The 14,811-nt window shown below is 47.6% G+C and carries 9 protein-coding genes and 1 riboswitch; of the genes, 3 read left to right on the forward strand and 6 right to left on the reverse strand.

Features of this window, described 5'->3' with window-relative positions; translation table 11 throughout:
- Nucleotides 1–31: 31 nt before the first annotated feature.
- From ACTTKA_RS01075 to ACTTKA_RS01100, 6 genes are all read right to left on the reverse strand, one after another.
- A complete protein-coding gene (locus ACTTKA_RS01075; protein WP_442723641.1) occupies nt 32–1,582 on the reverse strand; it encodes a sulfatase family protein in 1,551 nt (516 codons plus the stop codon).
- Entirely contained in the window at nt 1,579–2,775 is a 1,197-nt protein-coding gene (locus ACTTKA_RS01080) for a DUF4861 family protein (RefSeq protein WP_442723642.1), read from the reverse strand. Before ACTTKA_RS01080 ends, ACTTKA_RS01075 begins: the two co-directional genes overlap by 4 nt.
- Nucleotides 2,735–3,577 carry a 5-dehydro-4-deoxy-D-glucuronate isomerase gene (gene kduI / locus ACTTKA_RS01085; RefSeq protein ID WP_315287335.1) on the reverse strand — a complete coding sequence of 281 codons (843 nt, stop codon included), beginning with the start codon at nt 3,575–3,577 and terminating at the stop codon, nt 2,735–2,737. Before kduI ends, ACTTKA_RS01080 begins: the two co-directional genes overlap by 41 nt.
- 198 nt (nt 3,578–3,775) lie before the next feature.
- Nucleotides 3,776–5,482, reverse strand: a complete 1,707-nt coding sequence (locus tag ACTTKA_RS01090; protein ID WP_442723643.1) for a RagB/SusD family nutrient uptake outer membrane protein — start codon at nt 5,480–5,482, stop codon at nt 3,776–3,778.
- An 11-nt stretch (nt 5,483–5,493) separates the two neighbouring features.
- Nucleotides 5,494–8,619: a SusC/RagA family TonB-linked outer membrane protein gene (locus tag ACTTKA_RS01095; protein WP_442723644.1), complete on the reverse strand. Its 3,126-nt coding sequence runs from the start codon at nt 8,617–8,619 to the stop codon at nt 5,494–5,496.
- Nucleotides 8,620–8,681: 62 nt separating this feature from the next.
- The gene (locus tag ACTTKA_RS01100; protein WP_442723645.1) at nt 8,682–9,896 is read right to left on the reverse strand and encodes a glycoside hydrolase family 88 protein; all 1,215 of its coding nucleotides are present in this window, start codon (nt 9,894–9,896) and stop codon (nt 8,682–8,684) included.
- 355 nt (nt 9,897–10,251) lie between these two features.
- A riboswitch (cobalamin riboswitch) is annotated at nt 10,252–10,456 on the forward strand.
- A 41-nt stretch (nt 10,457–10,497) separates the two neighbouring features.
- Between ACTTKA_RS01100 and ACTTKA_RS01105 the strand changes: the two genes are divergently transcribed.
- From ACTTKA_RS01105 to ACTTKA_RS01115, 3 genes are read left to right on the forward strand one after another with little or no spacing between them, the layout of a single operon-like run.
- A complete protein-coding gene (locus ACTTKA_RS01105; protein ID WP_442723646.1) occupies nt 10,498–12,507 on the forward strand; it encodes a TonB-dependent receptor plug domain-containing protein in 2,010 nt (669 codons plus the stop codon).
- Between the two features lie 35 nt (nt 12,508–12,542).
- On the forward strand, nt 12,543–13,646 hold the full coding sequence (locus ACTTKA_RS01110) for a YncE family protein (protein ID WP_442723647.1): 1,104 nt from the start codon (nt 12,543–12,545) through the stop codon (nt 13,644–13,646).
- A 23-nt stretch (nt 13,647–13,669) separates the two neighbouring features.
- A complete protein-coding gene (locus tag ACTTKA_RS01115) occupies nt 13,670–14,809 on the forward strand; it encodes an ABC transporter substrate-binding protein (RefSeq protein ID WP_442714313.1) in 1,140 nt (379 codons plus the stop codon).
- The last annotated feature ends 2 nt before the right edge of the window (nt 14,810–14,811 follow it).

Genomic DNA, 14,811 nt, shown 5'->3' on the forward strand with positions numbered 1-14,811 from the left:
CACCTCTTCATTATTACAGAATAACGTGTATTTATTCATACATAATCAAATCTTTCAGAATACCGTCTTTATACCACGGATCATCATATTTTTTGAGCAACTGTCCCAACTGTATCAATAATTGTCGTTTCAGCTGAGGCCGGGTATTCCAATCGATATTATTCATTTGGTACGGATCATCGAGATCATCAAAAAGCAAGATTTCCTTCAGTTGCTTATTCTCCTTATCGACTGTAAGAGAGAGCGTGTAACGATGTGTTTTGATACCACGCGCCACTGGAACATACGTTCTTACCTTACCGTCTTGATCTTGCCGACCATCCATATTCCGTATATATAAAGCAGCATCGGGCAATGGCTTATCAGGTTGGTTGGAGAACAACGCTTTTGAGAAGTCGGTTCCCTGTACCTCATGAGGAATGTGTTGGCCCAGATTACTCAATCCAAGCAGTGTTGGCATAATATCCGGACTGGAGAGCAGATAGTCGACCACTTTCGGTTTAAGCCTCTGCGGATAACGTACCAGGAAAGGAACATTCATCGATTCAATATAAGGTGAGTTTTTAGCGTCTTGCAAACCATGGCTGCACATCGTTTCACCGTGATCGGAAGAAAATACCACCATGGTATTCTTCGACAATCCCAATTCATCTAAAGCTTCGAGCAAGCGACCGAACTCCCGATCTACCCCTGTGATCTGTGCAAAATAATATGCCGCTGAAGATGACTTCTCCATTGTCGTATCGGCATTATGGCGTACAAGCAGTTCGCACAATGTCCGGTCTTTGTAGTGCGTGTAATCCTCCTCCATGCAGTCATTGAACGAGTTGTACGGGTGATGCGGCGGATTCATGCTGATCATCAGAAAGAACGGTTTGGATTCGTCGCGCCGGCCGAATTCGTTTTTCAAATAACTGATGGCCATATCGGTTTCGTGCGAGGGTGACCATTGATTGATATCGTGTCGTTTACCGTCGGTATCCCAATAGTGCGGATGCTTATGTACATCGAATGTACCGTACGAATACCAGAAGTTGAAGCCATGTCGTCTCTCGGGAGGAGTATAAGCATCCCAAACGAGATCACGATTCTCTACATAGTTGCCCGGGTTCTCGGGATCGTTCGGCGTAGGGGTATCAAGATGATACTTTCCGATATAAGCACAGTCATAACCGTTACGACTGAAGACGTCGCTGACAGTCGTGGCATCGTTACGCAGCGTACTGAAAGGGCGTCTGCTGTTCACATTCATCGGCACTCCGCTCCGGTGAGGATACATGCCTGTAAGCAGCGACGCACGATGCGGACTGCTTAAGGGGCAGTTGCTCATGGCCGAAGAGAAAACGACGGACTCCTTGGCAAAACGATTCAGGTTCGGTGTTTCGACCGGATCCGCTTTACCTTGCAAATGCGAAGCAAAAGCCGGATCGTTCCAGAATCCCATCGCACTGTTACGCATCTGGTCAGGGAAAATATAGATAATGTTGGGACGTAAGGTGTCAGCGGCACAGTGTTCCTGAGCATGTATGCAAGCCGGAATAACACCGATAAGTCCCAGACAGGATAGTTTAGAGGCTTTCATTCAACGTTTATTTTAAGAGGTTGTTTAATTTTTCGGGTTTCCTGTTTCAGGAAGTCGATCCATGCGGCGAAATTGTCGAACCCAGCCTTGCTCCATCCGGCGCCGGCATAATACACATAGTTTGTTTTTGTGCGATAAGGGGCGATGCCCAGCAGATGTCCGTGACCGGTTTTGATTTCACGGAACGATTCCGGACGGATTACGCCGGCATAGATCGTCCCGTTGATCGAGTCTGTCGGTGTTTCACAAGCCATGACTCCATTCTCGGCATCAGAAAGAATGTCTTCAGGTGTCTGCGCATGCAGCACGATACCGGTAGCCAATGTGATCTCTGCCGTATCAGCCTCGAATACCTGTTCTATCCGGTTGAAGTAGCTGTATGCATTGAGAGAGATTCGACGCGTCTCATTCACTTCGAAGCCTTGCACATTATACGGTTTGTAACGCAGCTCAAAGGCAATGCGTAAAGGCCCTTGATCGAGAATCCTGTATTCCGTAAAATTATTTCCGAGCCACAGACTGTCATTGACGTAAGGCGCTGTCATTCCCAACCCAAGCGTACGGCCTACTTTGTAGAAATCCAGCCCTTCACCATGATCTTCATGATATGACCGAATACCGGCCAGATCATCTTTATACCACCGGTCGATAACGAGTGCATCGGTACGCTTAGCCCAGAAATCCATCCCGTTGCTGATCTCGCCGGTAGCTTCTAATGCCGGTCCGTACACCCGAAAAGCGCTGCGGTTGTTCTCCCACGTAAAGTCATCCTTCCGTTCGGGCACAAAACGGCCGTAGGTCATCGGATCCACATGGGCCGGTTTACCGACGGTTATGCGGTATTCGTTTTTTCCGTTTCCGGCAAGACTCACGGGAAAAATCAGGCTCACAGGCACCTCGTTTCCTTCGGTAATAAGTTGGCAGGGAATTTCTTCCCTGGCGTCATTATGCACTACGACCGTTTGTCCGTCTTGCAACGAAAGTTTCTCGCATACAGTCGTCCACGCTATTTCAACCATTTCATGTTCGCGATCGAATGTCGTAGGATTCTCGACCGTTACCCGTATCGTTTTCTGCGTCTCCGTACATGCTGTTGCGGCACACAAGCAAAAAAGGGCAAGAAAAAAGAAATATTTCATCTTCGATTCGCCACTATTTAAGTTCGGTGATTTTTGAAAAATCCTGATCACCATAGTCGAGATTTTCTCCGGCCATCCCCCAGATAAAAGTATAATTGCTTGTTGCGGCGCCCGAATGGATAGACCACTCCGGTGAAAGCACAGCCTGATCACCTCTCATCCAAATGTGTCTCGTTTCGTTCGGTTCACCCATAAAATGGCATACGGCCTGATCTTCCGGCACCTCGAAATAGAAATACGCTTCCATACGACGGCTATGCACGTGTGCGGGCATCGTGTTCCATACGCTTCCCACAGCAAGCTCCGTCATCCCCATCTGCAACTGGCAGGTAGGCAGCACTTCATTCACAATCATCTTATTGATTCTACGATGGTTCGAGGACTCCAACGAGCCGAGTTCCATCACGATGGCATTCGCTTTCGTCACCTTCTTATCAGGATAATTCCGGTGTGCCGTGGCCGAGTTGAAATAAAATTTAGCAGGCCGACTTCCATCCAGGCTCTCGAAATACACTTCCCGATCACCTGAACCTACATAGAGCGCTTCTTTATAGTCGAGTTCAAAAACATCATCACCTACTTTCACGGATCCTTTGCCTCCGACATTGTAAATACCCAACTCACGCCTCATCAGGAACACCGGTTGTTTCAGCGGATCGATCGCTTCGAGCCGAAGGGTTTCTCCTACGGGCATAGCTCCGCCCACAACCATCCGGTCATACATGGAATAGACCATATTTACCTCGTTTGGAGCAAATATTTTCTCAATCAAGAAATCTTTTCTCAGTCGTTGCGTATCATACGCCTTCGCATCGTCGGGATGCGCTGCATAACGCAGTTCATAATTTGTCTTCATTTTGTTCGATTAGTTTTGTTTTGCACACAAATATAAGAAATAAATCGCATCTTCTCTTCGGTCGGAAGAAGTCATCCCTGACGCTCTGCGCCGTCGGGAGAGTTTCGGATTTATCTGCCGCAAAACAGGCTTTCCGGAAATCGGAAAGATCTGTCTTGCGGCAGAATCAGCCTGATATATTATCTGTTCGAGACAGGATTACCAGCCAGGGTTCTGTACCAATTTGTCGTTCTTATCGATTTCCTCTATCGGTATCGGCCAGAGGTAATCACGGTCACGTATGACACGCTGATAGTATTTCGCACCGGTGAAGCCCTTTTCCCATTTTCCATCGAGCAGTTTCTTTAAGAGATCCCAACGGCGCAAATCACTGAAACGTAACCCTTCACCGGCCATCTCCACAGCGCGTTCATGCATGATACGCTTGAACACTTCTTCTTTTGTCGATGCTTTCAACCATTCGGGGCCACTGTTCAGGCCAGGCATCTCCACACGCGCTCTGACCTGATTGATCAGCTCGACGGCACGTGCCTGATTACCTGTTTCATTGTGACATTCGGCACACATCAGCAGCACGTCGGCATAGCGGATGATCGGGAAATTGATCGGCGTATGCTCGCGGTTCGTCAGTGAACCGCCCATGTCGTATTCGGGAACGAATTTACGCCAAGGATATGAGTCAGACATACTTCCGTTGATACGGATAAAGCCGTTTTTCTCATTTACTCCTTTGGCAACTACATATTCACAATCTTTACGGGCGTTAGATACCCATCCATTGTAACGGGAATAAGGCAAAATGATAGAAGCTGCCATGCGAGGATCGCGTTTAGCATACATTTCAAGCAGTTTCTCCTTTGCTGAGGGATAAGCTTTCACCTTTGTTTTATCGGGTGTCAACGAAGCCCGGAACGTTTTATCCTTTACTTTGTTATCATTCTTGAAACCGGGAACAATTTCGTCCCAGTCGAACGGTCGACCATCTTTCCATTCATACGAATCGACGAAGGTCGTTGCAGCCATCACATTATTCCAACAACTTCCGTAAGCAGCACGCGTACCCATATATTTAGCCATCGGCATACCGAACTCGGTACCCACACCGCTCATGTTTTGCACGGCAAAAATCATTTCGGAACTCTCATCGCCACCGGGCTTAAACAAAGCAGCATAATCCGGATAAAGAGTAATGCCCGAAGTTTTGATCACTTCTTCGAAAACATCGGCTGCTTCCTTATATTTTTTACCATAAAGAAGTGTTTTTCCTTTCAACGACAGAGCAGCCCAGCGGGTAGCTCGCCCGCGATTCGGTGTATCCCACTCTGATGGGAGAGTTTGAGCCGCTTCATCTAAGTCTTTGAGGATAAATTCATGAACAGTCTCTTGCGTATCTCTGGGTTTGAGCATATTCGCAAAATCTTTGGGCACAACCGTCGTCTCGTCGTACAGCGGTACCCCTCCGTAGAAATCACAAAGCGTAAAATAATACAATGCTCGCATAAACCGGGCTTCACCTTTGTAGCGCGCCTTTAATTCATCGCTCATTGTAATTTTATCCACATTCTGCAGCACGGCATTAGCCCGTGCAACACCTTCGTAAAGATTGGCGAATTTATTCGCACAATAATCTTCCGAGCTGTTATAAGTACCACGAGAAATACGGAAATACGCAGGATTATCATAACCGGTACCAATATCGGAGAGGCAGTCGAATCCGTACTGAATTCCGAACACATGTTCGTTTTGCATCTGGGCATAAACACCCATCATAGCCTGATCGGCATGAGTCTGAGTTTTCCAGAACGAATTTTCGTCCAGAGCGCCGGCCGGTTTTCTGTCGAGGTCATAACACGAAACGAACAGAGCGGCCTGTATCATCGATAAAAGAATATATTTATATTTCATGATGGTATGGATTAAAATGAAAGATTAATTCCGGCTACAGCTTGCTTCATCGAAGGATAATTCAAACCGGAAACTTCGGGATCGAATCCCTTGTATTTAGTAAATGTAAAGAAGTTCTCAAGGCTGCCATAAAGACGTATACGCTCAACACAAATCTTTTGTGTCAGTGATTTAGGGAACGTATATCCGAGTTGGATATTGCGTATTTTCAGGAACGCTTTGTCTTCGAGATAGAAGTCACTGGCAATGATATTCCTCCGGTCGGAATAGTCGAGCAGACGCGGATAGGTAGCATCCGTACGCCCTTCATACCAGCGGCCATCGGCTATGGCCTTATTGATTTGGTATCCTGTGCGAACTGTAGGAGTGTTATACGGCGAATGTTGCCAGTAAACTTTCACACCGGCCTGTCCCTGCAGAAGAACCGAGAAATCGATTCCCTTATAAGAAGCTCCCAGATTCAACCCGAAATGGTATTTGGGATTAGGTCCGTCGCTTACGACGGTACGGTCTTTTTCATCGATTACCCCGTCGCCGTTGATATCTTTATAAAGCAAATCCCCTTTCTGAGGTCTTCCGTAAGCGGCAAACGGATTTACTTTTTTGCCGTCGACGACCGGAGCATTATCGATCATTTTCTGCACGAGTGCCAAGTCCTCATCCGTTTGGATGATACGGTCGGCCCGAAGCATATATTGAGCATTGATGGGCAAACCTTCTTTGATCATGTTCGTACCTGAGAGCGAATATTCTTTTCCTTTGAACTTGTCCACATTGTTCGTAATATGGGTAAAATTCACCTCGGCCGAATATGAGAAGTCACCTATCCGATCACGCCATCCGAGCGTTATTTCAATACCCCTGTTTGTTACCTGTGCGCTGTTCTGTTTGGGAATAGAAACCGTTCCGTGTACTGCGGGTGCCGGCAAATTGATCAGAATATTTTTTGTTTTTTTATCGAAGTAATCAATCGTACCCGTCAATCGATTTCCGGCCAAACCGAAATCGATTCCGAAGTCGGTAACATAAGTTGATTCCCATGAGAGATCGGGGTTAGCAATCGCAGGTTGTGCTAAAGCGATCATCGCTGTATTATTGAGCACATAACCTAATTTATGATTATGGAAGATATTGGAATAGGTCGATAAGGCATCGTAATTTCCTACCGAATTATTTCCGAGTGAACCGTACGAAGCGCGTAGTTTCAAGTTCGACAATCCTTTTTCCGTCAGAGGTGCCATAAACGCTTCCTGGTCAATACGCCAAGCCCCTGATACAGAGGGGAAATAACCCCTGCGTTTATTCTTTGCAAAGCGTGAAGAAGCATCAGTACGCAAGTTAATCTCAAGCAGGTACTTATTATCCCAATCAAGATTAAGCCGTCCGAAGTGCGAGTGCATCACCCACTCAGTGCGTGAGCCGGACGATGACGATTCACCCACTGCGCCATCAATCACATCCAGATTCGGATCAATCAAGTTATAACGGCAGACGGAAAACTTCTTTTCCCGGTATAGTTCCTGGCTCGCACCCACCATTGCTTTCAAATTCATCCGGCTGTCGAATAAAGATGTTTCGTAGTTTGCGACAAGATCGTTGAAGAAACGTTCGATCTTATCATTCACGTTTGTGATGCTTGTTTTCCCTGCACCGGGCAATGTAACGGTATTATCGGAAAAGTTCCATCCATCCAGAAATACGGGTTTGCGATCCTGAAGAAGATCCACAAACTCATACGAATACGAGCCTGTAATCGTAAAACCTTTGAAAGGATTCAGTACACCGAAGAAACGCGTACGCATATTGTTCTTGCGCGTATTTCCGGATATCGAATTAAGTCTCCGCAACGGATTGTTATTGGCCGATTGAGAAGCATCCTCAAGATTATTCATCGCTCCGTAACGACCGTCGGGCGAGCGGAATACCATGCCCGGCGTCGTAGCGGACGTGTACGTAAAGACATCCTCAATAACAGAACCTGCCGCCGGTCCCATATTCGAGACATAACCACTCAGTTGAGCACCTATTTTGAGCCACGGTTTGAGGTTGGCGTCCAGATTCAGACGTGCATTGTAACGGGTGAAACCTGCGTTTTCCATGACCCCCGGATTGTCTAAATAACCGAAGGAGCCGTAATAGCGCATATTCTTAGAACCGCCGCTTACAGACAAGGTATGATTGGTAGAGACCGACGGGCGAAATGTTTCGTCTACCCAATCCGTATTCGGATATTTCAACGGATTGCGTCCGGCATCATCGCGCCATGCTTTGATTGATTCGTCGGAAAATACACGAGACTTACCCGAATTTTTCCAACCTTCGTTGACCAGTTCCATATAGTCTGCATAATTCGAAACGGGGGTCAGTGTCTTGCGAATCGACTCGGATGAAATATACCCGTTGTAATCGATCTTCACCACTCCTTCCTTTCCCTGCTTCGTTGTGATCAACACAACGCCATTGGCTGCCCGTGATCCGTAGATTGAAGCTGAAGCGGCATCTTTGAGCACGGACATCGACTCGATATCCTGCGGATTAACCGTGTTGATACCCGCTTCGACCCCATCGATAATGATCAGTGGCGCCGAGGAGTTAAGCGTTCCCTGTCCACGCACCAAAATGCCGGCATTGTCATCACCCGGCTGATTTTTCCCGGAACGTACCGATACTCCGGCCACCATACCGGCCAGCGCATGGGAGGTGTTGGTGATCGGACGACTTTCTGTCAGTTCGTTCATGTTGATTGACGCAACCGACCCCGTCAAATTGACTTTCTTCTGCGTACCGTAGCCTACAACAACTACTTCGTCGAGCAGCTGATCATCTTCCGACAGGATAACATCGATGGTCGATCGCCCTTCGACCGCAATTTCCTGTGTTTTCGTACCGATGTAGCTGAACACTAACGTAGCTCCCGATGGTACATCCTTGAGTTCGTACCGACCGTCCATGTCGGTAATTGTACCCTGATTCACATTGCCTTTGACGATAACCGTCGCACCGATAACAGGCTCTTTCCGTGTATCGGAAACCGAACCACGCACCGTGATCCCGCTCTGAGCGAAAACATACAGAGGCAATAGTCCGATGCATACAAGGATACATCTTCTCCAAAAATCGTTAACTGTTTTCTTCATGATTCATTTGTTTGTTTTGTAATAAGGTATTTTTTCCCTTTTCTAAATTTTATGTAGATAAATTATTTCATATTCTTTTTTCGGATCAACGCCTCGAGAAAATAATAATCGGCATAGTTCAATGGTACATCGATTTCGTTGTCGTGCGGGATGCTACCCACAGAGTGCATCAGCAAAAAATTTCCGTTCGTACCCACGATAGCTTTGTAAGAAGAGCTCGACAAAGAATGAATAATTTTGTCGGCTGTTTCCCTGTAGTCCGTCTTTCCGAACGATGCCAGTTCATACAGCGCCGAAGCTGTGATAGCGGCAGCCGATGCATCACGCGGCTCGTTGGGGATACAAGGAGCGTCGTAATCCCAATAAGGGATATAATCTTCAGGTAAGTTTTTATGATGAAACATAAAACGATAGATTCTATCGGCCATTTCAAGATAACGCTGATCCCTTGTATAGCGATAGCAAACGGCATATCCGTAGATGGCCCATGCCTGCCCACGCGCCCACGACGACTCGTCGGCATAGCCCTGTGCAGTATATTTGCCGCGCACACCGCCTTGTTTTTTATCGTAATCAACTACATGATAACAGCTACCGTCTTCTCTAAAATGATTATTCATCGTTACATCGGCATGCGATACGGCTATTTTATAATATGCAGAATCTCCGGACAGCGCCGTAGCCTTAAAAAGCAACTCGAGGTTCATCATATTATCGATAATCACCGGACACATCCAACCGCGTTTGCCTTGCCAGCCCCGATCTTCGTCCCAGCTCTGAATCACGCCGGCTGTCGGGCGGAAACGCGTCGCCAATGATTTGGCAGCTTCGATCAATACCTCTTTATATGCTTCGTTACCGGTGATCCGTAACGCATTTCCGAAGCTACAATTGATCATAAAACCTACATCATGATGCCATTTAAGATATTTTACCGAATCGAGGTCTTCCGTATATTTTACGCCCGTTACCTTCCAGTGATCCTCTCCGGTCAAATCATACATATAAAATAGCGTACCCGGAAAAAATCCGCTTGTCCAATCGTCCTTCGAGATGTATTGTACTTTCCCGTTGTGAACGGTTCTAGGATTGAGTATCCGCCCGGATTCCTCGATCAGCCGTACCTGAAATCCGATTTGTTGTACGGCTGTTTGTACGACCGACGAGAGCGGATCTTCTTCTGAGCATGTTTCCGTATTCCGCAAGGTCTCTTTAGGGCTACAGCCGAAAAAGCCGAGAAGCAGAAACACCGAAATCAAAAAACTGTTTTTTTCCATGAGGTATCTTTATTAATGTGTTCTTAAAACTTTATCATGATTTGCGGGGCAAATGTAGAAGTCGAAAAGAATACAGGAGGGACAAAATCGTACATTAGACACCTCTTTTCGTACAGAAATGCTTTGAAACAGAGATGTACACTTCAAACTTCAAAAGATCATTTTTCTTTTTTAACCTCGAACTGTCACTCGGTTTCGCCCGGTTTTTAGGATACCATACCGACGACATTCCGACAGACATCTGTTTCGAATCCGACGCTTATCGTTTTTTTTCGATGCCTATCGGATTTCACTCCCAAAGTTTTCTTCTTACTTTATTTTTATTCGTTTTGCATATAATTCTCGATTTTATGATACCTTTGCATCTGATTTCGGTGTAGCCGCGATGCTTCCGCATCCGGTTAGTAAAAGGGAATCCGGTGAAAGACCGGAGCTGTACCCGTAGCCGTAAGTTCTTAACGCCTCGGCACATCTATCCGCCACTGGCTCAATACGGGCCGGGAAGGCAGCCGACCAAAGGAGGAACGAGCCGGAAAACCTGCCGGAATCGGATACTCAGACGCTTCGGGTCAAAACGCCTGACATAAGTATAGATTGCGTAATGTATATCGACGGGAGAAATAGAAAGATGCCGGGTGTCATCTTCATGCTCGTATTGTTTTTCGCCACGGCAAGCGCTCAGGAGCGTGACACGATGCCGGAGAGGAGAATCGACGAGGTGACGGTGTCGGCTCATCGTATGCCCCGACAGTTGACGGCAACCGTTCCCGTACAGGCCATCAGCGGAGAGAAGATCAAGACACTCGGTTTGCAGAATATTGCCGACGCGGTAAGACGCTTTGCCGGTACCACCGTACGTGATTACGGCGGCATTGGCGGAATGAAAACGGTGTCGGTCCGTAGTCTTGGCGCGCATCACACAGCCATCAGCTACGACGAGGTAGCCGTCAGCAATTGTCAGGCGGGACAAATCGATATCGGGCGCTTTTCGCTCGATAACGTTTCGATGCTTTCGCTCTCGGTCGGACAGGAGGAAGACCTGCTCCGATCGGCACGCATGGCGGCCTCGGCAGCCGTCTTAAGCATCCGCACCGAGATGCCCCGGTTTATCGGCAAACGGAAGTACAGCGTACAGGCCAACGTGCGCACAGGCTCATTCGGGCAATTCCAACCGTTTCTACGGGCTGCATTCAAAGCCAGCGAACAGACCATCGTTTCCATCGACGGTCATTTCCTGAGAGCGGACGGCACCTATCCGTTTATCCTCAAGAACGGAGCCTTAAGGACGCGTGAGAAGCGATATAATTCCGATATCGTCGCATGGCACAGTGAGGCGAATGTTTTCCATTCTTTTAGCAACACCTCCGATCTGAACATCAAAGCATATTACTTCAACTCCGAACGCGGTCTGCCCGGAGGAGTAATCCTTTATAATAATGATAACCGCGAACGGCTGTGGGACGAAAACTTTTTCACACAAGCGTCGTACAAAAATCATTTCTCCGACCAATGGTCGATGCAGGCACAACTTAAATATACCTACTCTTGGAACAAATACGAAGATACGGATGTTAAATATGAAAACGGAAAGCAGATCGATTTGAATACGCAGAACGAATATTATGCCTCGGCTACGGCCCAGTTCAATGCCACGGACCATCTCCGATTCTCTCTGGCAGAGGATGGGGCAATCAATACGCTGAACAATAACATCAACGACAATCCATCGCCCGTGCGCTACACTTCGCTGACGGCTCTGCGCGCGCATTTCCACCGAGGGGCACTGACCGTAAACGGGACGTTGCTTTATACGTTCGTCACCGAAGAAGTGGAACGCGGAGACCGGCCGGATGACCGCAAAAGGCTGACTCCTTCGCTATCGCTCACCTGCCGACCGTTTGCTACGCACCATTTCTATATTCGTGCCCTGTATAAAAAGACGTTTCGTGTGCCCACATTCAACGATTTGTACTACCTGCGACTCGGAAATACGGGCTTGCGTCCCGAACTCGCCGACGAATACAACATCGGACTTACATGGAACGGAACACCCCTGCGCTTTCTCGACCATCTCAGTCTGACCGTCGACGGCTATTACAACGAAGTCCATGATAAAATCGTCGCTTTCCCTTCGACCTATGTATGGAAGATGGCGAACTTCGGAGAAGTTAAAATCACGGGATTAGATATCAACGCGTCGGCCGGTGCCCCCGTCACCGACAAGATCCGGCTTACCCTCAACGGGAGCTACACGTATCAGCGTGCCATCGACCGAACGGACCCGGAGGCAAAGAATTATAACCAGCAGATACCCTATACGCCACGTCATTCGGGCAGTGGGGCCGTGACTTTCGAAACGCCGTGGGCAAATGTTGCCTACACGCTCGTAGCCGTAGGTAAACGGTATTACCTGAAGCAAAATATCCCCGTAAACCGCATCAACGGATACGCGGAACATACGCTCGCCGTCTCGCGCCTTTTCCACCTGCGCTCGTGTGAAATGCGGGTGCAGGCCGAATGCGTGAACTTTACGAATGAACAGTACGACATCATTAAATATTATCCGATGCCCGGACGATCATTCAGGGCAACGGTTTCAATCAAATTATAACCAATATTTTATTAACCCCATAAATAAAGAAAAGTATGGAAAGAAGAAATTTAAAAATCAGAAGTTTATTATTCAGCGTATGCTGTATGTTGGCCATCGGCCTTTCGTTTACCTCATGTGATAACGACGAAGGTGATTCCTTGATCGACACCGGATCAACCTTGACCCTTCCCAAAACGCGTGTGTTTATCCTGAATGAAGGAAAAATGGGAAACAACAACGCCGGTATGGCTTTTTACGCACCGAATAAAGATGCCGATTTCGTTGCCGATATTTTTATGAAACAGAACAAAAAAGGACTCGGCGATACGGGACAGGATATCATTCTTTATAAGAATCATATGTATGTGTCCCTTCATGGTTCTCAAGTATTACTGAAGCTTAACTCCGCAGGTGTTGAGGAAAAGCGTGTGGCCTTTTCTAAAAGCGACGGTGCACCGCGCCAGTTAGTAGCGGATAACGGAAAAATTTACGTGACGCTGTATAGCGGAAAGATGGCTAAAATCGATGCAACAACATTGGACATAGAAGGGTATGTTGAAGTCGGAAGAAATCCCGAAGGTATTGCTAAAGACAACGGGTATCTCTATGTCGTAAATTCCGGATGGGGCCAAGATTCTACCATGACCGTTATCGACAAAAAAGCGTTCGCTGTATCGAAAACCATTATTGTAGCTAAAAATCCTCAAAGAGTACTTGAATCCGAAGGACAAATTTTTGTTCAGGGCAATGGCGGTACATATCCGAACTACACATATCCGGTACAGAAAGTCGATGTAGCCAAAGGAATGGTTACAACGATTGCAAACGCTACCCATCTTTGCGAACACAAAGGAATTCTTTATATGGTTTACGGCGATACGGACTGGAAAACATATAAAACAACCAACACATTCTCCAGTTATAACGTAAAGACAGGTACGCTGAACAAAACGAATTTCCTGACCAACATGCCGGAAAAACTAGGAAAAACGAGTGTTTACATGATGGAAGTAAACCCGAATAACGGCGATATCTATATCGGCACATCGAGCTTTACCGAAAACGGCACGATCTATCGCTTCGACCGTAACGGCAAATTTATCGAGCAGTTTGAATCGGGCGGTATAAATCCGAACCATGCCGTCTTCTTTAACTGATCGTTTCTGAAGAACAAAAACCAATGATACGCATTTGCTTCTGCCTATTATGGTTATTCCTCTGCCTCACGTCCGGCTGTAACGTGGGGCAGAGCTCTTCTTCGGCAGCCGGAGGAGAGAAAGCCCTTTCAGCCGATTCGATAAGGTATGCCGCGGGATATACCATAACAGCATACGACGGTTATACGAAAGTCGAAGTACGCGACCCGTGGAACGAAGGCCGTCTGCTGCAACGTTACCTGCTTATCCCTCGCGACGCTCAACAACCCGACGGACTTCCTCAAGGAACAATCATCCGTGTGCCGGTCAAAAACATGGTCGTTTATACCTCCGTACATTGTGCCGTCCTCGATGAGCTGGGCGCTTCAGACCGTATTGCCGGTGTCTGCGAATCGCGCTATATTGATGTACCGACTGTTCGAGACGGTTTGCAAGGCGGGGCAATCATCGACCTCGGCGAAGCGACATCCCCCAATATCGAAAAGATGGTGGAGATCGGTACCGAAGTAGTGCTTGCTTCTCCATTTCAGAATGGAAGTTACGGGCCCGTCGAAAAGATCGGGATTCCCATTGTCGAATGTGCGGATTATATGGAAGCCGACCCGCTCGGACGTGCGGAATGGATTAAATTCCTCGGATTGCTGACCGGACGTGCTGCGCGCGCCGACTCTCTGTTCCGCGAGACGGAGACAAACTACCTGCGCATAAAATCGCTGGCTGAAGATGTTACCCACCGTCCGACGTTGTTGACGGGCATGAAGTTCGGCACACCATGGCATGTCCCGGCCGGAGAGAGCTACATGGCGCATATCTTTCGCGATGCCGGCGCCGATTACATCTTTCGCGACCTGCCCGGCACCGGCAGCTCCCCGCTTTCATTTGAAACCGTACTCGACCGTGCAATCCATGCCGATTTCTGGCTGATCCATTACAATAAGCCTACAGCCATGACCTACGCCGATTTGCAGTCCGAATACAGCCCTTACAATCGGTTCGACGCTTTCCGCGAACGCCGTATTTATGGATGTAACACAAACTCATCGCTTTATTACGAACAAGTGCCGATGCATCCCGACTACCTTCTGGCCGAACTGATTGCCATCTTTCATCCGGATCGGATGCCCGGCTACCGGTTTCGTTACTTTGCTCCGCTCGGCGAATAAAC

Source organism: Tannerella sp. (assembly GCF_052170195.1).
In the GTDB taxonomy this organism is placed as follows: Bacteria; Bacteroidota; Bacteroidia; order Bacteroidales; family Tannerellaceae; genus Tannerella.